This is a genomic window from Chitinophaga caseinilytica (genome assembly GCF_038396765.1).
Classification (GTDB): Bacteria; Bacteroidota; Bacteroidia; order Chitinophagales; family Chitinophagaceae; genus Chitinophaga; species Chitinophaga caseinilytica.
Genome location: NZ_CP150096.1, coordinates 732,780 through 755,600, shown reverse-complemented (window position 1 = coordinate 755,600; position 22,821 = coordinate 732,780). Strand labels below are relative to the sequence as shown.

The 22,821-nt window shown below is 54.2% G+C and carries 21 protein-coding genes; 14 read left to right on the top strand and 7 right to left on the bottom strand.

Going from position 1 to position 22,821, the window contains the following annotated elements:
- Positions 1–19 precede the first annotated feature (19 nt).
- Together WJU22_RS03220 and WJU22_RS03215 are read right to left on the bottom strand one after the other, a co-directional pair.
- On the bottom strand, positions 20–886 hold the full coding sequence (locus WJU22_RS03220; protein WP_126244514.1) for a DUF58 domain-containing protein: 867 nt from the start codon (positions 884–886) through the stop codon (positions 20–22).
- Positions 887–907: 21 nt separating this feature from the next.
- Positions 908–1,909, bottom strand: coding sequence for a MoxR family ATPase (locus WJU22_RS03215; protein WP_341841849.1), 1,002 nt, complete (start codon positions 1,907–1,909; stop codon positions 908–910).
- A 258-nt stretch (positions 1,910–2,167) separates the two neighbouring features.
- Here WJU22_RS03215 and WJU22_RS03210 point away from each other — a divergent pair, with 258 nt between their 5' ends.
- From WJU22_RS03210 to WJU22_RS03190, 5 genes are all read left to right on the top strand, one after another.
- The gene (locus WJU22_RS03210) at positions 2,168–2,509 is read left to right on the top strand and encodes a hypothetical protein (RefSeq protein WP_341841848.1); all 342 of its coding nucleotides are present in this window, start codon (positions 2,168–2,170) and stop codon (positions 2,507–2,509) included.
- Between the two features lie 81 nt (positions 2,510–2,590).
- Positions 2,591–3,259: a peptidylprolyl isomerase gene (locus tag WJU22_RS03205; protein WP_341841847.1), complete on the top strand. Its 669-nt coding sequence runs from the start codon at positions 2,591–2,593 to the stop codon at positions 3,257–3,259.
- A gap of 87 nt (positions 3,260–3,346) precedes the next feature.
- A complete protein-coding gene (gcvH, locus tag WJU22_RS03200; protein ID WP_341841846.1) occupies positions 3,347–3,727 on the top strand; it encodes a glycine cleavage system protein GcvH in 381 nt (126 codons plus the stop codon).
- 48 nt (positions 3,728–3,775) lie between these two features.
- A complete protein-coding gene (locus WJU22_RS03195) occupies positions 3,776–4,156 on the top strand; it encodes a VanZ family protein (RefSeq protein ID WP_341841845.1) in 381 nt (126 codons plus the stop codon).
- 204 nt (positions 4,157–4,360) lie between these two features.
- Positions 4,361–4,786 (top strand): helix-turn-helix transcriptional regulator, encoded by a 426-nt coding sequence (locus tag WJU22_RS03190; RefSeq protein WP_341841844.1) that lies wholly within the window; start codon positions 4,361–4,363, stop codon positions 4,784–4,786.
- Here WJU22_RS03190 and WJU22_RS03185 read toward each other — a convergent pair.
- Positions 4,783–7,290, bottom strand: a complete 2,508-nt coding sequence (locus WJU22_RS03185; RefSeq protein WP_341841843.1) for a DUF5686 family protein — start codon at positions 7,288–7,290, stop codon at positions 4,783–4,785. The two genes, WJU22_RS03190 and WJU22_RS03185, sit on opposite strands and share 4 nt — an antisense overlap.
- 415 nt (positions 7,291–7,705) lie before the next feature.
- Here WJU22_RS03185 and WJU22_RS03180 point away from each other — a divergent pair, with 415 nt between their 5' ends.
- From WJU22_RS03180 to WJU22_RS03170, 3 genes are read left to right on the top strand one after another with little or no spacing between them, the layout of a single operon-like run.
- A complete protein-coding gene (locus tag WJU22_RS03180) occupies positions 7,706–8,365 on the top strand; it encodes a hypothetical protein (RefSeq protein WP_341841842.1) in 660 nt (219 codons plus the stop codon).
- Positions 8,366–8,377: 12 nt separating this feature from the next.
- Positions 8,378–8,674, top strand: a complete 297-nt coding sequence (locus WJU22_RS03175) for a transcriptional regulator (protein WP_341841841.1) — start codon at positions 8,378–8,380, stop codon at positions 8,672–8,674.
- Positions 8,674–9,021, top strand: a complete 348-nt coding sequence (locus WJU22_RS03170) for a diacylglycerol kinase family protein (protein WP_341841840.1) — start codon at positions 8,674–8,676, stop codon at positions 9,019–9,021. Before WJU22_RS03175 ends, WJU22_RS03170 begins: the two co-directional genes overlap by 1 nt.
- Positions 9,022–9,133: 112 nt before the next feature.
- Here the strand turns inward: WJU22_RS03170 and WJU22_RS03165 are convergent, their stop codons facing one another.
- Complete coding sequence (locus WJU22_RS03165) at positions 9,134–12,472, bottom strand: hypothetical protein (RefSeq protein ID WP_341841839.1); 3,339 nt, start codon at positions 12,470–12,472, stop codon at positions 9,134–9,136.
- Positions 12,473–12,573: 101 nt separating this feature from the next.
- Here WJU22_RS03165 and WJU22_RS03160 point away from each other — a divergent pair, with 101 nt between their 5' ends.
- The gene (locus WJU22_RS03160; RefSeq protein WP_341841838.1) at positions 12,574–13,236 is read left to right on the top strand and encodes an MBL fold metallo-hydrolase; all 663 of its coding nucleotides are present in this window, start codon (positions 12,574–12,576) and stop codon (positions 13,234–13,236) included.
- On the opposite strand, the gene WJU22_RS03155 is transcribed toward WJU22_RS03160, so the two are convergent.
- Positions 13,219–14,706 (bottom strand): lipopolysaccharide biosynthesis protein, encoded by a 1,488-nt coding sequence (locus WJU22_RS03155; RefSeq protein WP_341841837.1) that lies wholly within the window; start codon positions 14,704–14,706, stop codon positions 13,219–13,221. The two genes, WJU22_RS03160 and WJU22_RS03155, sit on opposite strands and share 18 nt — an antisense overlap.
- Positions 14,707–14,739: 33 nt before the next feature.
- Positions 14,740–15,144 (bottom strand): alternative ribosome rescue aminoacyl-tRNA hydrolase ArfB, encoded by a 405-nt coding sequence (arfB, locus tag WJU22_RS03150; protein ID WP_341841836.1) that lies wholly within the window; start codon positions 15,142–15,144, stop codon positions 14,740–14,742.
- A gap of 50 nt (positions 15,145–15,194) precedes the next feature.
- On the opposite strand from arfB, the gene dtd reads away from it, so the two are divergent.
- From dtd to WJU22_RS03135, 3 genes are read left to right on the top strand one after another with little or no spacing between them, the layout of a single operon-like run.
- Positions 15,195–15,647, top strand: coding sequence for a D-aminoacyl-tRNA deacylase (gene dtd, locus WJU22_RS03145; protein WP_341841835.1), 453 nt, complete (start codon positions 15,195–15,197; stop codon positions 15,645–15,647).
- Entirely contained in the window at positions 15,648–15,977 is a 330-nt protein-coding gene (locus WJU22_RS03140; RefSeq protein ID WP_341841834.1) for a nucleotide pyrophosphohydrolase, read from the top strand.
- A gap of 58 nt (positions 15,978–16,035) precedes the next feature.
- Positions 16,036–17,475: a glycine--tRNA ligase gene (locus tag WJU22_RS03135; protein ID WP_341841833.1), complete on the top strand. Its 1,440-nt coding sequence runs from the start codon at positions 16,036–16,038 to the stop codon at positions 17,473–17,475.
- Positions 17,476–17,676: 201 nt separating this feature from the next.
- On the opposite strand, the gene WJU22_RS03130 is transcribed toward WJU22_RS03135, so the two are convergent.
- Entirely contained in the window at positions 17,677–18,402 is a 726-nt protein-coding gene (locus WJU22_RS03130) for a ferredoxin--NADP reductase (protein ID WP_341841832.1), read from the bottom strand.
- A gap of 157 nt (positions 18,403–18,559) precedes the next feature.
- Here WJU22_RS03130 and mfd point away from each other — a divergent pair, with 157 nt between their 5' ends.
- Together mfd and WJU22_RS03120 are read left to right on the top strand one after the other, a co-directional pair.
- A complete protein-coding gene (mfd, locus tag WJU22_RS03125) occupies positions 18,560–21,931 on the top strand; it encodes a transcription-repair coupling factor (RefSeq protein ID WP_341841831.1) in 3,372 nt (1,123 codons plus the stop codon).
- Positions 21,932–22,083: 152 nt separating this feature from the next.
- Complete coding sequence (locus WJU22_RS03120) at positions 22,084–22,809, top strand: SIMPL domain-containing protein (RefSeq protein ID WP_341841830.1); 726 nt, start codon at positions 22,084–22,086, stop codon at positions 22,807–22,809.
- The last annotated feature ends 12 nt before the right edge of the window (positions 22,810–22,821 follow it).

The following is a 22,821-nucleotide window of genomic DNA, read 5'->3' as shown; positions in this document are numbered from 1 at the left end:
ATCGTGCTTCGTTTATCGGTTATACCCTGTTCAGGAAAAATGTCTGTAATGCTTTTACGTAATCTTCATCGGTGCGGATGCTGATCAGTTCGGCGCCGCTTTTCATGAAAGCGTTGCGGCAATACTGGGCATGCTGCTGGAACTGGCGGTCGTAATATTCCCGCACTTTCCGGTCGCTGGAGTCCACCCACTGCGATGCACCCGTTTCGGCGTCGGTCATGCGGATGAGCCCTGCGTCGGGGAGCTCTTTGTCGCGGCGGTCGTACACCTGAACGCCCACCACATCGTGCCGTTTGGAGGCGATGTTGAGGGCATCCTGGTAATTCCCGGAAAAGAAATCGCTCAGCAGGAACACGATGCTTTTCTTTTTGGTGGCGTTGTTGAAGAACCGGAGGGTTTCGGCGATGTTGGTGCCTTTTTTCTTCGGCTCGAACGAGAGCAGTTCGCGGATGATGAAGAGGATGTGCGATTTTCCTTTCTTCGGCGGGATGTATTTTTCCATGCCGTCGCTGAAAAAGATGACGCCTACCTTGTCGTTGTTCTTGATGGCGGAAAACGCGAGCACGGCGCACAGCTCGGTAACGAGGCTGCGCTTGGTCTGGCGCGTGGTGCCGAAGGTTTCGCTTTCGCTCACGTCTACCAGCAGGAGCACGGTCAGTTCGCGTTCTTCTTCGAATATCTTGATGTAGGGGCTGTTGAAGCGTGCGGTCACGTTCCAGTCGATAGCCCTTACGTCGTCGCCGAAATGGTAGTCGCGCACTTCGCTGAAAGACATACCGCGGCCTTTGAAGGCCGAGTGGTATTCTCCGGCGAAGATGTGGTTGGTCAGCCCTTTGGTCTTTATTTCCAGCTGGCGGACCTTTTTGAGTATTTCTGCAGTGTCCATCTGATGGCGGGTTTAAAGGGATCAGGGCACTTCCACGGCGTTGAGGATCTCGCTGAGGATGTTTTCGCTGGTCACGTTTTCGGCTTCGGCTTCATAGGTGAGGCCAACGCGGTGGCGCATCACGTCGAAGCAAACGCTGCGAACGTCTTCGGGGATCACGTATCCGCGGCGCTTCATGAAGGCGTACGCTTTGGAAGCGAGGGCCAGGTTGATGGAGGCGCGGGGCGATCCGCCGTAGGCGATGAGCGGTTTCAGTTTACCGAGTTTATAATCTTCCGGGTTGCGGGTGGCGAACACGACGTCGAGGATATATTGTTCGATCTTTTCGTCCATATATACCTGGCGAACGAGTTTACGTGCTTCGAGGATATCTTCGGGGCGCACCACGGGATTGATCTTCGCCTGCCCTTCGGGCGCGAGGTTCTGCCGGATGATGTGGCGTTCTTCTTCCTTGGTGGGGTATCCGATCACGACTTTCAGCATGAAACGGTCTACCTGCGCTTCCGGGAGGGTATAAGTACCTTCCTGCTCGATGGGGTTCTGCGTGGCGAGCACGAGGAACGGTTCTTCGAGTTTGAAGGTGGTGTCTCCGATGGTCACCTGTTTTTCCTGCATGGCTTCGAGGAGGGCGCTCTGCACTTTGGCGGGGGCGCGGTTGATCTCGTCTGCCAGGATGAAATTGGCGAAGATGGGGCCTTTGCGGACCATGAACTCGTTGCGCTGCTGGTTATAGATCATGGTGCCCACCACGTCTGCCGGCAACAGGTCGGGCGTGAACTGGATGCGGGAGAATTTGGCGTCGATGGCGGAAGACAAAGATTTGATGGAGAGCGTTTTGGCGAGGCCGGGCACGCCTTCGAGGAGCACGTGGCCCTGGGCGAGCAGGCCGATCATGAGGCGCTCCACCATATATTTCTGGCCCACGATCACTTTGTTGATCTCCGAATTGAGGAGGTCTACGAAGGAGCTGGCCTGGTGGATCTTTTCGTTTATCTGTCGGATGTCGTACGAGGTATTTTCCATGAATTGTTATTTCAAGGTTGCTAAAATAAGGATTCTGCCATTTAAACCTACTCCCATGGCGGGATTCCGCAGTTAAAAACCTGTTAAATCGGGCGCCGGAGGGATTTCCTGTTAAAGCAGATATGGTTTATAAAAAATTCCAATTTAAGAATACGGATCGATATTTACAGTGATTTTTTGCGTAAACCGTACATTTGTCGTCCGTTAGCCCTGCAATACAAATGCCAGACAGGGCGGCGCATCATAAACCCATTGAAAATGAACAACGACGATTTTAATATACGCTGGAAAAAAGTAGAAGACCTGCTGACCGCCCGGTTCGGCAAAATGCCCAATTTCGAGGGAATGCTCATGATGATCGGGGTGCAGGAAGTGAACCTCCCGAAGAAGAAATTCACGAAAGAGCAGAAGCAAGACCTCATGCACGTGGCGGTTTGCGTATTACTGACCCGCAGCGGCTATTTTGAGCCGGAAGGGCGGGATAAGGACGGATGGCCGCATTTCAAGGAAATCCAGCCGGTGCCCAAAATGGGGATGGAAGAGCAGGAACGGTTCCTGAAAGAACATATTATCGACTATTTCGAAGAAGGGGAGGAATAAGCCCGGCCCCGCAACCCGGCCGAAGTGTGCGACGCAACGGCGGCCCGGCCCTGCCCAAAAGACGAATACACGAACATGCCCATGAATAAAAAGTTACCCTTTTTACTGCTGTTGCTGCTCGCCACCATGGCCGCGCATGCACAGCGCAACCGGAAAGTGAAGGTGTATACGCCTTACGGAAAAATGGTGATCAGGTTGTACGACCAGACCCCGAAGCACCGCGACAACTTCATCCGGCTCACGAAGCAGCATTATTTCGACAGCCTGTTGTTTCACCGCGTGATCAAAAATTTCATGATCCAGGGCGGCGATCCGGACAGCAAGCGCGCCAAACCCGGGGAAACCGTCGGCAACGGCGGGCCGGGATATACGGTGCCGGCGGAGTTCCAGCTGGATCTGTATCACCGGAAAGGCGCACTGGGCGCGGCGCGGGACGATAATCCCACCAAAGCCTCGTCGGGCAGCCAGTTTTACATTGTGCAGGGGAAGAAGTGGACAGACGGCGGCCTGGATACGCTGGAGCAAACGCGGCTGGGCGGCCGGAAGCTGCCGGTAGACCAGCGCGAGGTGTACAAAACCTGGGGCGGATCGCCGCACCTGGACCAGAGCTATACCGTGTTTGGCCAGGTGGTGAAAGGGTTTCACGTGATCGACAGCATCGCAGCCGTGCAGACGAACAAGGCCGACAACCGGCCTTTGCAGGACGTGCGCATGAAAATCCGCCTGAAAAAGAAGTTCTTTTTCTTCTAGGTCTGTCATTTTAACGTTTTGAAAATGACAAACTTTTTATAATTCTGGACGTAATCTTTATTTTTACGGCTCAAAATCAAACTTGACATGAATTTTCCGTCGAATCTGCGTTACACCAAAGACCACGAGTGGGTATTATTAGAAGGGACAACTGCGAAAATCGGTATTACCGAATTCGCGCAGCGCGAATTGGGCGATATCGTGTTCGTGGACATTCCCACGACCGGTAAATCGCTGGCCGCTGAAGACGTATTTGGTACCGTTGAAGCGGTGAAGACCGTTTCCGACCTGTTTCTGCCTGTTGCCGGTACGATCGGATCGGTGAACGAGGAGCTGGAAGGCAGCCCCGAACTGGTGAATACCGACCCTTATGGTGATGGCTGGATGGTGACGATCACCGTAAACAACCCTGCCGATGTGGAAGGCCTGCTGACGGCGGACCAGTACAAAGCGCTGGTAGGCGAATAATGAATTATGCCCGATACATCGAGTAGAAACCATAAAGACACATTTAGTATGAGGATGGTCCGCTATTACCTGCCCGCTATGGGATGGATCATCCTCATTCTTTTTTTGTGCACCCTCCCGGGAAAGGCGATCCCAACGTCAGGTTTCCTGGAGATGCTGCATTTCGACAAGGTGGTGCATTTTTTCCTTTTCGGGGGAATGGTGTTGCTGCTGGCGTACGGATATTACCGGCATCATGGGCGCATCGGCGCGGGCATGCTCACGCTGATCGTTACCTGTGTGTCTGCCTACGGCCTGGCGATCGAGTTCATCCAGAAATACCTGGTGGCCAACCGCAGTTTCGACCTGTGGGATTTTGCCGCGGATACGGCGGGCGCCATTGCGGGCGCGCTGATATTCCGGTTCGTGGGGATGCGGTTTCTGAAATGATCGTTTTTGAAAAGACATACTTTACATAAAAGCGCCTTCAAAAAGGCGCTTTTTTTATGCCCGCAATCTTCGATTTTCGGAGATATTCTCCGAGTTAGAAGAGAACTTCTTGCATTTTCGGAGATTTTTTGGAACGTGTTGCCGGGCGCGTTAATATTGCGGGCGCGACCGTTAACCCAGGTACGATTTTCAAATACCTTCATTATGAATGTTGGCAACACGATCCGGCGATTGCGGGAGTACCGCAACCTGACGCAGGAGTACATGGCGGACCGGCTCTGCATCGGTTCTACGGCTTATGGGAACATAGAGCGGAACGAAGTGAAGCGGCTGACGGTGGAGCGGCTGATGCAGATCGCCGAAGTGCTCGATGTTCATTTCACGGAACTGTTCAACGATCAGCCGCCACAACAACGGCAGTTGAAACCGGTGTTGCAGGAAAAAGACTTGCAAGACCTGCTGGCGTATTTCCGGCAAGACAAATTGCTCATGAAGGAAATGATGACGACGATGCGCGATTCTATGCAGAAGATGGACCAGATGATGCGCGAGCACATACGGATCATGCAGGCGGTGCTGCATCCCATCCGGGAAATGTCCACGCAGAAAGCGAAGCCGCAGAAGCCCTAGAACTGGAGCCGGAAGCTGCCGAACACGCCGAACTTTTTGTTGTTGACCTCGGCCGGCAGGGGCTTCGGCGCCACTCGCCAAACGAAATCCACCCGAATGAATTTGAGAATGTTTTCAACACCCGTGCCTACTTCCACGTAGGGACTGCCCTGTAATGTCTTGAACGGATAGTTCGTTTGCAGGTTGAGGGCGCGGTTCTTGTCGCTCAGGCTGCCGATCACGCCTTTGGCCGTCCAGAACTGGCGGAACTTCAGTTTGCGGACGAGCGGGATGTAGTTGAAGATCCCGCTGCCGAGGGTGTGCTCGAGGTTGAAACCGGCGTATTGGTCGCTGATGAACTCGTAGCGGTTCATCATGTTGAACGCGTATTTGTTGTAGTAGTAAATCTCGTTGCCGGGATGTATTTCCAGCAGCGGATAGGGCAGGGTGGTATTGAAGATCTTACCGCCGAAGAAGTTGTAGTACAACTGTCCGAACGGCGCCACTTTCAGGTAGTCAGACACCGTGAAGGTTGCTTTGTGGTAGCTGTAATTGCTCTTCCAGATGCCTTTCACGCCCAGCGCGTATTTCAGTTCCACGATGGGGTATTTGCTGCCGAGGCTGAAGCGGTAGTAATTGCCTTCGAGGAATTCTTCGCGGAAAGCGTACCGCAGTTTCACGGCCACTTCCAGGTTCGTGTAGGGGTCCGTTTTGCCGCCGCTGTGCGGGAATACGGCGCTGCCCGGCAAAGGATCGTAGGGCATGAACTGTTTGTGCACCACCGAGAAGTGATGGGAGAACCCGCTGTAATATTCCTTGTAGAACTCCGCACGCTTCTCTTCGATCTGCATGAATTTCTGCGGAACGCCGGGCTTGCGGATCGCCAGGGTGAAAATGTTATCTGTGCCCACCTCATCGTAGTAGCTCGCGCCATTGTCGAGATCACGTATGAATGAACCGTACACGTACATGCGCGGGTGGCGCTGCAGGAGGTACAGCGCGGAAACTTTTCCTTTGAAGCGGTCGTCGCCGAATCCGTAGGCCAGGTACCCGTTGAGGTACAGGTCTTTATGGAACTGCGGCGTAGTCCCCAAATCCAGCCGCACCCGGAAACCTTCCAGGCGGTTCTGGGAAAAGAGGTACCAGTACGGCCCCCATTCCAGCGGCCCGAACGGTTTATATCCCGTAGCCAGGAAGCGGATGGTATTGGAATATTTCTGGAACAGCGGCATCTTCTGCAGCGTGTCCACCATCTTGTAGATCGACTGTTCATTCTGGCTCAGCGATTCGTGGCGGTGGCTGTCCCAGAAGGAATCCGTCCGCGTGCGCGCGCTGTCGGCCACCACGATGTTTTGCGGGTAGCGTTTTTCGGAGAACAGGTTGGTAACGGCGGTATCATTGAGGATGAAACCTTCGTACGTCGTCGTTTTCCGGCCGATGAACTCGATGGTTTTTGTCGGTTTGGGGCTCGGCGTCCAGAAGTCGACCACGAATTTATCTTTCGCGAGGAACCATCCGCTGCTGTCTGCCAGTTGTTTGAATTCCTGGACGAGGGAGATTTTGCGGACGAAGTTGATGTTGGCGTCGTTGGGGACAGACATGCTCATCTTCTGGATGGCGAAGGTGGAGTCCATCACCCAAAGGTCGCCGATGAACGCGTTCTCGCCTTTGCGCCGCGGTTCGAAGTTCATGCGGATGAACCGGTTATTGGCGATGTATTGCGTATCGGTGATGCGGTAATTATAGAAAAGCGTGCCGTTGCTGCTGATAGGGCTCACGAAGCTTTTGTCGAACACCGGGATGAAGTTGTCGTACACATTGATGTTCTGGTACATGCCGCCGAGGAACTTGGTGACGCTTTCGTTGTCGAGGCCCGAGGTGCGGGAGGCTTTGATGATCTCTTTCGTTTTCTTCGGGTTGCGCTGGAAATAGTAATCGGAGATGCTTTCGGTGAGGAACACGGGCAGGAACGGTTGGTTTTCCGTGGTGCTGTCGATATTCTTCAGGATGAACGAAAACGGTTTGGTGAAGCGGTTTTTCGCGAGCTTGACGGTGTTGAGGTTCTTGATGTCGAGCTCCAGTTTGTTATAGATCTCGTATTTATAGCTGTCGAGCCGGTCGTAATTGTTGAACGGTTTGCGGCGGACGATGTTCCGAAGCAGGATGAGGGCGAAGTTGACGTTGGCTTTGACTTCGTAGGTTTTGAGGGAAACGTCGCCGCGGGAAATCTCGAAAACGAGCGTTTGTTCGGGCAGTTTCCGGTCAACGAACAGCACGGTGCGGGCGTATCCCATGACGCGGACGAGGAGGGAATCTGAGGGGATGGACGGGAGCTCGAAAACGAATGCGCCTTCCGCATCGGTGACCATACCGGTGTTGGTGCCCACGAATTGGAGTGTGGCAAATGGGATCAGTTCCTGGGTGTGCGCGTCTTTAACAATGCCTTTTACTTTATGCTGCGCATGTAGGGGTAAGAAGCTGATGAGCGTTATTATTGAAGCTATGGTTCGTTTCCAGCCGTTCATTTCAGGAGGCAAATTAGATATTTTCGGACGAATTACTTTGACTGTTGTTAAATGGGACGGATTTATGGCAATTTCCAGCCTGCCAGGGTAAGCCGCACCGCGGAAACCCGGGAAACCCGTGCTGTCAGGCCCGCATCGCACCCATCATCCATCCATCGCCACTCACGCATCAGCCTACACTTTTCGGGCAACATGGTAATTTTATGAGGATCGGCACCGGCCGTCGTAACCCACCCTAAACGAACACCCCCTTCCCAAGGTTACTCCGCTCTGCCCGCAACGCCCTATGACAAAACGCGCGTCCCGACCCTTCACCCCTATAACAACACAAAAACATGCCGGATTTCTTTCCCGGCGTTCCCATGCCCCATTTTCCGGAAATATGCCTAGCTTTGATAGACAAAGTGCTTTCTCTATGAACGAGCAACAACATCTCGATACCCTTAAAGACATCAAGCGGATCATGGAACGCAGCACGCGGTTCATGTCGCTCAGCGGCCTCGGCGGCGTGGGCGCAGGCCTCAGCGGGCTCATCGGCGCATGGTTCGCGTACGGCATCCTGGACGAGTACCGCGCCGGGAACGGAACGCAGATCGCTTACGATGCTGATATTTACAGCCCCGCTCCCGAACATAACACCGTCATACTCAAACTGATGCTGGTGGCAGCGGCGGTGCTCGCGGGCGCCCTCACCACAGGGAGCTACTTCACCTGGCGGAAAGCCCGGCAGCAGGGCCTTCCCATCTGGGACGCCACCGCCCGCAAAGTGGTCATCAACCTCGCCGTGCCGCTCGTGGCCGGAGGGCTCTTCATCCTCGGCATGATCTATAACGGGTTTTACGGTTTCGTGGCCCCGGCCTGCCTCGTGTTTTATGGCCTGGCGCTCATCAACGCCAGCAAATTCACCATGCCGGAGTTGCGTTATGTGGGCTTCACCGAATGCCTCCTCGGCGTTATCGCCACTTTCTGGCTGGGATACGGCCTCTTTTTCTGGGCGCTCGGCTTCGGGCTGGTACATATCCTGTACGGCGTCATCATGTGGTGGAAATACGAACGCGCCCCCCAGGCGGCTTAAACCCCGGTATGCATGAATCCAATCGAGAATCTGAATAAACTGTTCGAAAGTAGAATACGGCTTGGCGTGATGAGCGTGCTCATGGTGAGCGAGGAAGTGAGCTTCAACGATCTCAAGGCGATGCTCGACGTAACCGACGGCAACCTGGCCTCGCACCTTTCCACGCTGGAAGAAAATGCGTACATCAAGGTGCACAAAGGTTTCGTGGGCCGCAAAACCAACACCACCTATTCCATCACCAAAACCGGCGAAAAAGCCTTCAAGGGCCACCTCGCCGCGCTGGAAGCCATGATCAAATTTACACAGTGATGAACAGGCTGACCGGCAGTTTCCGCAACGCCTTCCGCGGTATCGGCACCGCGCTCCGCAGCGAGCCCAACGCCCGTATCCACCTCGTGGCCACCGGCGCCGTTATCGCAGCAGGGGCCTTCTTCCGCTGTTCCGCCGGCGAATGGGCCGTGCTCGCCGTAGCCACCGCTGCCGTGTGGACGGCCGAACTGCTCAACACTGCCATCGAAAAATCGATGGACCTCCTCCATCCGGACCAGCATCCCCTCGTCAAAAACATCAAAGACATGGCAGCCGGGGCGGTGCTCATCGCAGCCATCGGCGCAGTGATCGCAGCGGGGTGCATCTTCCTTCCAAAAATTTTGTAACGGAATGATCCGCACAGCCATCGCGCCTTTCCAACATTTTACAACAGATTTTACCATAAAAAAAGCCGGCTGATGTAGCCGGCTTTTTCGTGTATGTGAAAATGCGTTTTGTTTAGAAGTCTACCCCCAAACCGAAGGTGAGCTGCGGTTTGCCGCGGAAGAACCCGGTCATGGGCCAGCCGGCGTCGAAGCGGGCGAAGTAGCCCAGCACGGTGGTGCGGGCACCGAATCCGTAACCGCCTACGAAGGGCCCGAGGAAGCCTTCCTTGATGCGGATCACCACACCTTCTTCGGTCACGTATTCCGTATAATTCGCGTCCTTGAACTTCAGTTTCTCGTTCCAGGCCGTACCGATGTCGATAAACGATATCAGCTGGAAGTTGCGGAGGAACGCGCTGTTGATGGGCTTGTCGATGAAAGTGGTGAACACCGGCAGGCGGAGCTCCGTATTCATCAACATCACGTTGTTACCGTTGCGGATGTTCTGTTTGTAGCCGCGCATGTTCACGGCCAGCGTCTGGTAAGCGTAGTTTTCATTGGCGTTCGGCGCGCGGTTGGTGTAGATGTCGGGTTTGATCATCCAGTTGTCTACCCCGCCGAGGAAGTAGATCAGCTTGCGCGAGCCCCAGGAAAGGTCGGCGGCGAAACGCGTTGCCCAGATGAAGTTCCGGGTAATTTCCACGTAATGGCGCGCATCGATGCCCATGTTGTAGGTGAACTTGCCTTTCGGTGTCACTTGTCCGAACAGGGTGTTGCGGTTCCCGGAAATCTGCGCCACCATGTCGCCATAAATCTTGTAGCGGGTGCCTTTGAAGATATTGATGGCGGGGTTGATCACATTGTCGTGCACATATTCCAAACGCGCCAGCACGGCGGTTTCCTTGTAGTTGGGCTCTTTCAGCGATCCCTGGTCGTTGGCGAGCACTACCAGCTCATCCGTCCGCAGGCCTGCCGCGATGCGCATGCTGCGCACCTGGTCGAACGGATAGCGGACTTCTCCCTGGTAGATGTTCGTTTTGTTCTTGATGGGATAGTTGGTGAACTGGTTGCTGCCGTCCCCAACGGTCAGTGCGGCTTTTTCCACCTTGCGGTAATACGTCAGTTTGTAATCGAAACGCTTCTTGAGATAAGCGAACGAGAACATATACTCGGTACCGTCGAGGGCGAGGGGGATACGGAACGCGCCGGAGAACTTGTAATCTTCCATGAGATCGCTGATGCCGAGGCGGATGAGGCCATTCACGGGATCTGCCAGGCGGATGGGGCCCTGCGGCCAGCCGTAGTAAGGCTGGTAGCGGTTCATGAGCACCGAGTTGTCTATCTGCGTTACCAGGTAGTCGGAGCTGAACTTGAGCCTGTAATTGCTCAGGCGCGCGCTTTTCAGGATGGGCGGCTCTTTCTTTTCAGACAGCGCGGGCTCATTGGCGGTATGCGCGGCCGTATCTGCCGGCTCGTTGCCGAATTCGTTCTGGAAGAAGTTGGGCTGCTTGGGTGCCGTGTCTGGCCGTGCGTAATAGCTCGGGAGGCCCATGCGCAGGGAGTCGTAGCGCATTTGCTGGCGCATGTAGTTGGTGGGCCGGGCCGATACGTTGCGTTTTTTCAGCGTATTGGTGTCCACTTTCAATTTATACAACCGTTTCCAGTCGCCGATCTGCACTACTTCCGACACCATGCCCTGGTCTCCCGCGATCCGGGATTCCTTGATGCCGAACTGGTAGTTGGTAACAGGGAAAACGTACGTTGAGTCGTTGGTGATGGTAATGGCCTGCACGGAATCCGGTGCCGTGGCGCCGTAATCCATCAATGCGGAATCCAGTTCTTCCTTGTCGGGATTGTGGAGGATCTCCGCGCCCACGAAGTACAGGGAATCCACCCCGGCCCTTTCCGCGCGGAAGAAACCGGCGTACCGGTTGTTGATACCGTTGGCATCGCTCACGAAGGTAAAGTGGGTGGTATTGTACTGAACGGGCAGGCGGGCATTGCCGTAGGGGAGGTCCGTCAACTGGGAAATCTGTTTTTCGGAAGATTTGTTCCAGTTGTCGACCATGAAAATATTATACCGGTTATGCGGCAGCGAAGTGTCCGAAGTACGGGCTTTCGCGTTGGGGCGGTTCGATGAATAGATGATCCCGCTTTTGCCGGGGAACGCCGCGAAAGAAGGATCGAGATCGTCCCACACGTCGTTGGTGATCTGGTCTACCTTGCTGTTGGTCATGCTGTAGGTGAAGATATCGGTATGACCGTTGCGCACGGCAGACAGCAGGAGGGAGTTGTCGAATTCGAAGAAGAACTTCATATCGATGATCCTTTCGAACATGGGCAGGTCTTGCTTGATGGTGATCTTGGAGATCAGGTCGTAGACCATGAGGCGGGTTTTGCCTTCGTGTTCGTATACCACGGCGAGCCGGTTGCCTTTATGGTTCCAGGCCAGCAGGGGATAGTTGGGATCGAGTTTGGACGTGAGCTGTTTGACGCCGCTTTTCAGCAGTACCTTGTTGGTGCTCCATCCCAGGTTGATCTTCACTTTGTAGGTGCCTTTGCTGTATTCCACCACGGCGTACATGGAGTTTTTGGGATTGGGGGCGTAGCGGTAGTAGTCTTTTTTACCGATCTCGTTGGAAATCACGCCCGTACCGCGCGTCACCTGGCGGCGGCGGCGCCCGTCTTCCTGGAAGCGTTTGCGCCACCACATCATGAAATCGGCCTGAGCGGCTTTGGGTTTCATGTGCAATACCTGTTCGAAGCCTTTTTTGAGGCCGCGGTTGATGCGGGTGATGTACATGAGGTAAGGGACGGCGTCTTTACCGTACTTGCTTTCCACGTAATACCAGAACGCCTGGCCGGCCAGCAGGGGCTTGTCGAACGTAAGCTGGTTGAAGGTGTTGTATTTTCCGGAGTTGAGGGCGGCTTTCAGCTGATCGTCGAGCTGGGGGTTCCAGTTTTCGGCGGCGTATGCGATGAACCCGTCGGTGAACCAGTTGGGGAAATCGATGAGCACGGCGTTGCCGGCGAATTCGCCGATATCTTCACCGAAGAGGAGGGTTTCGAGCATGACCCGGGCGATGCCCTGGCGGATCTGGCGGCGCAGGTTGGCATGGTCGCCGTCGAAGTAAACGAGGAGCTTATTGCCGACGAGCTTCGTCACCCCGCCCGTATTCTGCCATTCTACCCCGATCCCGACGTTGGATTGCTTGAATTCGGCGAAGTTGTTGTACACAATAATGTTGACTTTCTGCCGGAAGGTGAATTCCATGAACTCCTCCAGCTGGGGCAATTCCCTTTCCGCGCACTGGGCCACGTACTTGCCGAGCTCGAGGCCGTTCTGGGCGAAGTACGTGTTGAAGTGCCGGGTCGTATAGAACCGCCACTTGAAGTTCTTGTACTGTACCCGGTTCTGGCCAAATTCCACGGTATTCGTCTGCGCCTGGGCGTTAACAACAAATCCGATCAATAGGCATAAGCATGGAATAATTGACCTGGTAATAAATCGGTTCATACGGAAAGTATTGATAATATTGTGTTGCGAATTAAAATTAGTAAAAAACGTCAACAATGTTTGAAATCAGGTGCTTCACGGTGAATCCTTTTCAGGAGAATACATACGTACTAATTAACGAAAAAAAGCAGTGTATCATTATAGACCCCGGATTTTATTATCAGGAAGAGCGGGACGGGTTCCTCCGGTTTATGGCCGAAAATGAGCTGACAGTGGCCCGGTTACTCAATACCCACTGCCATCTCGATCATATCTTCAGCAACAGGCTGGTCCAGAAAATGTTTGGGAAAGGGCCGGAAATCCACCGGTTAGACCAGGTGGTGCTCGACCGTTCCCCCCAATCCGGGATGATGTACAACATCCCTTTCGAGCCCAGCCCCGAGCCGGTGGGTTACCTGGAAGAGGGTGATAAAGTGACGTTGGGAGACGATGAACTGGAAGTGATCCTCACCCCCGGCCATTCCCCCGGAAGCATTTCGTTCTATTCCGCGAAGCAACATTTCGTGATCGCAGGAGATGTGTTATTTAAACAGAGTGTTGGTCGTTCCGACTTCCCCGGAGGTAATTTTGAAACATTGGCCAGCAGCATCCGGGAAAAACTGTACAAGTTGCCCGACGAAACGGTGGTGTATTCCGGGCACGGTCCCGAAACTACGATCGGGTTCGAGAAGGTGCATAACCCCTTCGTTCCGGAAGACCCCTCAACCCGCCTTGCGTGACAGCAGCCGGGCGATGTCTTTCCTTTCCGACCAGGCGATAACGGCCAGGTATACACCCAATTCCACCACGGCGGCGATATGAACGGGCCAGAACCCCAGCCCCTGCGCCTTGATATAATCATGCAGCACATACAGCGCAGCCGCCAGGCCCAGGTACCCCAGCACCTTCGGCACCTCGTACGGCACCGGGTAATATTTCTGCCCGAGCAGGTACGAAGCCGTCATCATCGACGCGTAACAAACAAATGTAGCCCAGGCCGAGCCCGTATAGCTGAACTGCGGGATCCACCAGATATTGAGGACGATCGTCACCAAGGCCCCGCCCATCGTGATCCACACGCCCATCAGGTTGCGGTTCGTCAGTTTATACCAGATCGTGAGGTTGTAGTAAATCCCCAGGAACACCGTGGCCATGGCCAGCACCGGCACCACATGGAGCCCTTCCGCATACGATTTATCGGCCCCCCGGGTAATGAGCCACGACCAGATATCGAGGAACAGGGCCACCACGAGGAAAGCCGCCCCCATGAACATCGTGAAGTATTTCATGACGCGTGCATAGGTCTGCGGCGCGTCTTTCCGGTCGCTCTGGTTGAAGAAAAACGGCTCCGCGCCCATCCGGAACGCAGTGATGCTGATCGTAATAAGCACCGCCAGCTTGTAGTTGGCCGAAAAAATACCCAGCAGGCTCATAGATACCTCGCGGCTGGCGGGGTATACCTGCGGGAAGATGAGCCGGCTCAGCATTTCGTTGATCATGCCGCCGAGGCCGATGGCGATGAGGGGCCAGCTGTAGCGGATCACCTCCTTCCAGAGGGTTTTATCGAACTTCCAGCGGAAAGTGCTGAACTCTTTGGACAGGAACAGCAGCGAACAGGCGCTGGCGATCATGTTGGCGATCACGAAATATTCCACGCCACGGTCGGGGTTGTACCAGGACAGGTGCCCCTGGGCATGGAGCTTCGGCGCGTATTTGAGGATAAAAACGGTCAGAACGATCTGTACAACGATGGTCGCCAGTTTCACGGCGGCGAACTTGCGCGGCCGGCCTTCCTGGCGGAGCCTGGCGAAAGGGATCGTGGTGAGGGTGTCGAAGAAAAGCACGCCCGTGGCCAGCATCACGAGGTCTGCCCGGCCGGGGAAGCCCAAACCGTCTGCCAACACCGGCGAACCGATGAGCAATATCCCCGAAAACAGGATGGTGCTCACGATCATGGAAACGTTCAGGGTGTTGAAAAGCCGGTCTTTCTCCACCGACTGCGTAAACCGGAAATAGCTGGTTTCCAGGCCGTAGGTGAAAATAATATTGCAAAACGGGATGAATGCGTACAATTGCCCCACCTCCCCGAACTTCTCCGCGGGGAACACGCTCGTGAGGAAGAGCTGGAGAATGAACCCTAAAAATCGGTGTACAATGGTAGGAACGCCGTACCAGATCGTTGCGCCGGCCAGTTTCTTGATATTTCCCAAAGCGTCGGTTTTAATCCAAAAATAAGAATCGTATTAATAGTCGCGCCCCGTTCCCGGGCGGCGGTTCTGTTTTTTTTCGCTGAGCCGTTTCTTGAACTGGAGGCGTTTTTCCTTCATGGCTTTCGTCGGCTTCACTTTTTTGCGGGTTTTCGGGACAAAGAGCCCTTTTTCCAGCAGGGCGTTCATTTTTCGGATCACTTCCCCTTTGTTGCCCAGCTGCGAGCGCTCGGTCTGCGATTTTACCTGCAGCAGGCCGTCGGCATTCAGTTTGCTGCCGAGGTTTTGCAGCAGGAGGGCTTTCTGCTCGTCGGTCAGAATAGCGGATTCCGCGATGTGGAAGTACCCTTCCACCATCGTTTCCACCTTGTTTACGTTCTGGCCGCCCTTGCCGCCGCTGCGGGCGGTTTTGAATTTTATCTCTGGAGTCACGTCAAGCATAACACATTCCTTATCTTTAACGCAAATGTAAACGCTTCGAAGAATATTTTATGAGAGCTGTGATCCAAAGGGTGTCCCGGGCAGACGTTACCATCGGCGGGGAAGTGAAATCCGCCATCGGCGGAGGCCTCCTCGTGCTGCTGGGTATAGAAGACGCCGACGGGCCGGAAGATATTGCGTGGCTGAGCGCCAAAATCGTCAACCTCCGCGTTTTTAACGACGAAAACGGCGTCATGAACCGCAGCGCCCTCGAAACCGGGGGCGACGTCCTCCTCGTTTCCCAATTCACCCTCCACGCATCCACCAAAAAAGGCAACCGGCCCAGCTACCTCAAAGCCAGCAAACCCGACACCGCCATCCCGCTCTACGAAAGCATGATCGCCCGGATGGAAGCCGACCTCGGAAAGCCCATCGGCACCGGCAGCTTCGGGGCGGATATGCAGGTTTCCCTGGTGAACGACGGGCCCGTCACCATCATCATCGATACTAAAAACCGAGAATAAATGACCATCCAGGAAGCCCAGCAGCGCGTAGACCAATGGATCAACACCACCGGCGTCCGCTACTTTTCCGAACTCACCAACATGGCCATCCTCACCGAAGAGGTCGGCGAAGTGGCCCGGATCATCAGCCGCCAGTACGGCGACCAATCGTTCAAACCCTCCGACCGCGATAAAAACCTGGCAGACGAGCTGGCGGATGTACTGTGGGTGGTGATGTGCCTGGCCAACCAGACCGGTGTAGACCTCACCGCGGCGCTGGAACAGAATTTCGAGAAAAAAACCACACGAGACGCCACCCGGCATAAAGACAATGAAAAGCTGAAAGGCTAACGTGTGATGAATTAATATAATACGTTGTTTCAAAATAGGATTTTATCTTTGCGCGACTATGGCAACAGATCAGAACAAGTTCCAGGCGATCATTTCGCACTGTAAAGAATACGGTTTCATTTTCCCGTCGAGCGAAATTTACGACGGTCTGAGCGCGGTGTACGACTACGGTCAGTACGGCGCGGAGCTCAAGAAAAACGTGCGCGACTATTGGTGGCGTTCCATGACCCAGATGCATGAAAACATCGTGGGCATCGACGCGGCGATCTTCATGCACCCCACGGTTTGGAAAGCTTCCGGGCACGTAGATAACTTCTCCGACCCGATGATCGATAATAAAGACAGCAAGAAGCGCTACCGCGTAGACCACCTGATCGAAGGGTTCGCCGAAACGCTGGACGCGGAAGCGGGCAAAGCCCTGATCGCCGAAATGGAGGGCCTTATTTCCAAAGACGATTTCGCCGGCCTGAAAAAGCTGATCGAGGATAACAAGATCAAATGCTCCGTGAGCGGGACCGTTAACTGGACAGACGTTCGCCAGTTCAACCTCATGTTTTCCACCGAGTTCGGCGCCGTTGCGTCCGACAACGAAGACGATAATAAAGTGTATCTCCGCCCGGAAACGGCGCAGGGTATTTTCGTGAACTTCCTGAACGTGCAGAAAACGGGCCGTATGAAAATCCCGTTCGGTATCGCGCAGGTGGGTAAGGCGTTCCGTAACGAGATCGTTGCCCGCCAGTTCGTGTTCCGCATGCGCGAGTTCGAGCAGATGGAGATGCAGTTCTTTATCCGCCCTGGCACGGAAGACGAATGGTATGCTTACTGGAAAGAAGAGCGGTTGAAATGGCATAAGTCGCTGGGCATCGATAACTCGAAATTGCAGTTCCACGATCACCCTAAGCTGGCTTTCTACGCTAAAGCGGCGGTGGATATCGAATATGATTTCCCCATTGGTTTCAAAGAAGTGGAAGGTATCCATTCCCGTACAAACCATGACCTGTCGCAACACCAGAAATTCTCCGGCAAGAAGCTCCAGTACTTCGATCCCGAGATCAACCAGAACTACGTTCCGTACGTGATCGAAACTTCGATCGGTCTGGACCGCTGCTGCTTCATGGTGCTTTCGGAAGCGTATGAAGAGCAGGAAGTGGGTACTCCTGAAAAACCGGATACCCGCACGGTGCTGAAGTTCCCCGCGAAGCTGGCTCCCATCAAGCTGGCCGTATTCCCGCTGACCAAAAAAGACGGGCTGCCTGAAATTGCGAAAAGCCTCATCGCAGATTGCAAAAAGAATTTCTACTGCTACTACGAAGAGAAAGATTCCATCGGTAAGCGCTATCGCCGTCAGGATGCCATCGGTACGCCGTTCTGCGTGACCGTAGATCACCAGACGATCGAAGACGGTACGGTAACCATCCGCCACCGCGACTCCATGGAGCAGGAACGCATCCCGCTCACCGCCGTGAAGGAAATGGTCATGAAAGCTATGATGGATTAATTGATCCGTCCGAAAAATAACGAGGCGCCTCCGGTCGGAGGCGCCTTTTTTTATGCGATAAATCAACCGTTCCCTGCGATATGGAAACCGTCTTGCGATAAACGGATTTTGGTGTCGCGAAAATTCAAACCGTCTTGCGATAATCAACCCGCTCGCGATAAAAACTAACCTGAAGCAAAAATAATCCCAATCCCGGTAAAATCAACCGTACAGTTCCAGGTGAACATCGTGCCGGTCGTACCCCATCGCCTGTATCCGCTGCCGCGCCTCGTCGATCATCGCTTTCCAGCCGCAAAGGAAGAAATGCGCCGGGCGGCGGTCGGCCAGCAACTCCTCGTATACCTGGTGAACATAGCCGCGGTGGCCCGTCCATTCCGGATTGTCTTCCCGCGAAAGGGTAGGGTGGTAGTGGAAACCGGGCATCTCTGCGGCAAGGGCGCGCATCTCGTCTTTGTACAAAATATCCTTCTCGAACCGCGAACCGTAAATAAGATGGATATCCGGATGCGCGATGTCGTTTTTGTGCAGGAACTTGGCCATCGACCGGAACGGCGCAATGCCCGTGCCCGTGCAGATGAGGAAAATGTCGCGGTCGAGCGATTCGGGCAGCACGAAATTGCCCAGCGGCCCGCGGAGCGTCAGCTCGCTGCCTTCTCTGATTTCATTGAAAATATAAGTGGTGCCGGCGCCGCCTTCCAGTAACACGATCACCAGTTCTATTTCAGCGGAACCGTTGGGGTGGGAGGCGATGGAATAACTCCGCCAGCGCTTGTTTTTCTTTTCGTGGATGGGCAAATCCAGCGTCACGAACTGCCCGGCCTTAAAGTGGAATGCTTCCTTTTCGGGGATGTGGATCCAATATCTACGCGTGTTATACGTCTCGTTCACAATCTTCGTTACCACGCCGGTATACCATTGTTCGAGCATGTATGAAGGTTTTTTGCAAGATGAGTAAAGCCATTTCACATAAATTACGCTTTTTTTCCGGTTTACGGGGGAATGTAGGAATGTTCGCCCGGTGCCGGGCATATCCCTGACCCAAGGGAAGCAGAAAACTTGAAAATGCCTTATCTTTGCATCCTTCATGAATTTGCAGGGAGTATTACAATTATTTGAACGTGATCCCCGCCTGAAATCACTGGCGGACGGGACCCTCATGCCCGCGCCCCGCTATTTTCACCTCACGGGCCTTACCGGCAGCGCCGCCGCCTTCGTGGCAGTGGCCCACCGCAACAGCTCAGACGCCAATCACCTCATCATCCTGAACGACAAGGAAGAAGCCGCTTATTTCCATAACGACCTGGAACATCTTTCCCAGGCGCTGGATATCTTCTACTTCCCCGATTCGTTCAAGAAAACCGGCGTCTTTTCCGACTTCAACAGCAGCCACAGCATGCTGCGGACGGAAGCCCTCATGAAGCTCACCGGGCCCCAGCCCCACAAGAAAGTGCTCGTCACCTACCCCGAAGCCATCTTCGAAAAGGTAGCCGGCAACACATCGTACAACACCAACATGGTGTCTGTCAAAGTCGGCGAAAACCTCAAGGTAGACGAGCTCCTCGCCAAACTCGTGGAATGGGGCTTCGAAAGCACCGATTTCGTGTACGAGCCCGGGCAATACGCCGTTCGCGGCGGCATCCTGGACATATATTCCTTCGGGAACGACAAGCCCTACCGCATGGAACTCTTCGGAGACGAGGTAGACTCCATCCGCCTGTTCGACCCCGAATCCCAGCTTTCCGAGCGCAAGCTCATGCAGGTGACCCTCATCGCCAATATGGACACCCGGGCCACCACGCACCAGAAAATGTCGCTCACGGAATTCCTCCCGGAAAACACCACCGTCTGGATCAAAGACCCCGCTTACGTACAGGGCGTACTGAACCAGATGGAACAGCGGCTCGACGACTGGCTGCAATCCGGCCGCGCCACAGACGTGAGCGACGACGAAGCCATTCAGCTGTATGAAGCAGACTTCTCGAAGGCGGATGTGCTCATGAACGACCTGCTGCAGCGCCATTGCGTGGTGTTCGGGGCGCACTTCAATTTCGAAAAGGTACCGGCCGGCGTGCAGGAAATCGCGTTCCGGACGATGGAACAACCCGTTTTCAACCGCCAGTTCGATCTGCTCATCAAAGACCTTTCCGCCCAGAACGCCGCCAAAACCGCGCTGTTCATCTTCGCGGAAAACCCGCGGCAGCTCGAAAGGCTCCGCAGCATTTTCGAAGACCTCAAAGCCGATTTTCTTTTCTATCCCATCCCGGTGCCCATCAGCGCAGGGTTCGTGGACCCGGGTCTGAAAATCGTTTGCTATACCGATCACCAGATCTTCCAGCGCTTCCATAAATACAAAGTGAAGCAGGCCTACAATAAGAACAAGGCCATTACGCTGAAAACTTTACAGGAACTGCAGTCCGGCGATTTCGTGACCCACATCGATCACGGCGTGGGCGTATATTCCGGCTTGCAGAAAATCGAAGTGGGCGGGAAGATGCAGGAAGCGATCCGTATCATCTATAAAAACAACGATCTGCTGTATGTGAACATCAACTCACTGCACAAGATCAGCAAATACACCGGCAAGGAAGGCGTTACGCCCAAAGTCAATAAACTCGGCAGCGACGCGTGGGAGAAACTGAAGGAAAAAGCGAAAACCGAAGTAAAGGACATCGCCAAAGACCTCATCAAGCTCTACGCCGCCCGCAAAGCGCAGCAAGGGTTCCAGCATACGCCGGATACCTATCTGCAAACCGAACTGGAAGCCTCGTTCATTTACGAAGACACGCCAGACCAGTCTAAAGCCACGGCCGACGTGAAGCGCGACATGGAATCCCCCTCGCCGATGGACCGCCTCGTTTGCGGCGACGTGGGCTTCGGCAAAACCGAAGTAGCCGTGCGCGCCGCATTCAAAACCGTGGTAGACGGCAAACAGGCCGCCGTGCTCGTGCCCACCACCATCCTCGCGTTCCAGCACTGGAAAACGTTCTCCGAGCGGTTGAAGGATTTCCCCTGCACGGTGGATTACATCAACCGTTTCAAATCCGCCAAGGAGAAGAAGGAAACGCTGAAAAGACTGGAAGAAGGAAAGGTAGACATCATCATCGGTACGCATTCGCTGCTCGGCAAGGAAGTGAAGTTCAAAGACCTCGGCGTCATGATCGTGGACGAAGAACAGAAATTCGGCGTTACGGCGAAGGAAAAGCTGAAAACGATGAAAGTGAACGTGGATACGCTCACGCTAACGGCCACGCCTATCCCGAGGACGTTGCAGTTCTCGCTCATGGGCGCGCGCGACCTTTCCATCATCAATACCCCGCCGCCCAACCGCCAGCCCATCGAAACGGAAGTGCTCGTGTTCGACAAAGAGCAGATCCGCGACGCCATTTATTATGAAACGGAGCGCGGTGGCCAGGTGTATTTCATCCACAACCGGGTAAACGGTCTGCGCGAAATGGCCGGCCTCATCCAGGAGCTTTGCCCGGACCTGAGCATCGCCACGGCGCACGGGCAGATGGAAGGGCATAAGCTGGAAGAAGTGATCCTCGATTTCATCGACCGCAAGTACGACGTGCTGGTTTGTACCAATATCGTGGAAAGCGGGGTGGATATTTCCAACGCCAATACCATTATCATCAACAACGCCCATCACTTCGGCCTGAGCGATCTGCACCAGCTGCGCGGCCGTGTGGGCAGAAGCAATAAGAAAGCGTTCTGTTACCTGATGGCGCCGCCGATGAGCACGCTGCCGGCAGACAGCCGCAAACGCCTCCAGACGCTGGAGCAACACAGCGAACTGGGCTCCGGCTTCCAGATCGCCATGCGCGACCTCGATATCCGCGGCGCCGGGAATCTCCTGGGCGGCGAACAAAGCGGCTTCATCGCGGAGATCGGGTTCGATATGTACCAGAAAATCCTCGACGAAGCCATCCGCGAGCTCAAGCAAACCGATTTCAAAGACCTGTTCAAAGACCAGCTGGAAGAAAAGAAAGATTACGTTTCCGATACTACCATCGATACCGACCTCGAAATCCTCATCCCCGACACGTATATCGAAAGCATCCAGGAAAGACTGAACCTCTACCAGGAGCTCGACAATATCACGCAGGAGTCCAAACTACAGGAATTCGCCGCCGGGCTGGAAGACCGCTTCGGGCCCGCACCGGAACCCGTACACGATCTGTATACCACCATCCGCTGCCGCTGGATGGCCATTGCACTGGGCTTCGAGAAAATGATCCTCAAGGAAGAAACCCTCCGCTGTTATTTCATCAATAACCCGGACAGCCCCTACTTCGAATCGCCCACGTTCCAGCATATCCTGCACTACATCCAGACGCGCACCAACAACGCACGCCTGAAACAGGTAGGCAAGAATTTCATGCTCATCGTAGACAGGATAGACTCCATGACCAAGCTGCACGACTTCCTCCGCAAAATGACCGACGCGCGGAGTTAAGAACTTTTGTAACATATCTTTGTTTTATACGTTACACCGGCACACAAAAACATTTTACCTGACTAAAACTTAAAGAAAAGTTAAAGCCGGCACAAGCATATGGAAACACATCCATGCCCCGCATCCTGCTGGTGAATTTAAAACTGAAAGCAATGAAAAGATTAACCGTACTTTTAATGGCCCTTGTTATGACAGCAACTTCCTTTGCACAGACTACCGACAACAAGCCCCCGGTAAAAAAGATCGAAGTGAACGGCAGCGCCGAAATCGAGATCACGCCCGACGAGATCTATTTCAACATCACCCTGCGCGAATACATGAAGAACAAAACGCAGAAGGTATCCATCACCGAACTGGAACAAAAACTCCAGAAAGCCGTGGAAGCCGCTGGTATCGCGAAAGGTGATTTCACCATCGCCAACGTATTCGGTTATAACTATGACCAGTGGTGGAAAAAGAAGAAAGATGCGCCCGATTTCATGGCCCGCAAACAGTATCGCCTGAAACTGACCCGCCTCGACAAAATCAACGGCATCCTCGCCGCTGTGGATGAAGAAGGCATCGAAAGCGCGAACGTAGCTTCTTTCAGCAGCAGCAAAATGGAAGAATACCGCAAACAGGTGAAGATCGAAGCGCTGAAAGCCGCCAAGGCAAAAGCGGAATACCTGGTAGCCGCTATCGGTGAAAACCTCGCCGGTGTGATCGAGATCCAGGAATTCAACACCGATCAGTACAGCGACGTTCGTCCTGAAATGGCGAATATGATGGTCCGCAAAACTGCCGCTTACGATGCTGCAGGCGGTGCGCCCGATTCCAACATCGATTTCAAAACCATCAAGATCCGTGCGGAAGTGCGTGCCGTATGGGGGATCAAATAATAACGCGAAACT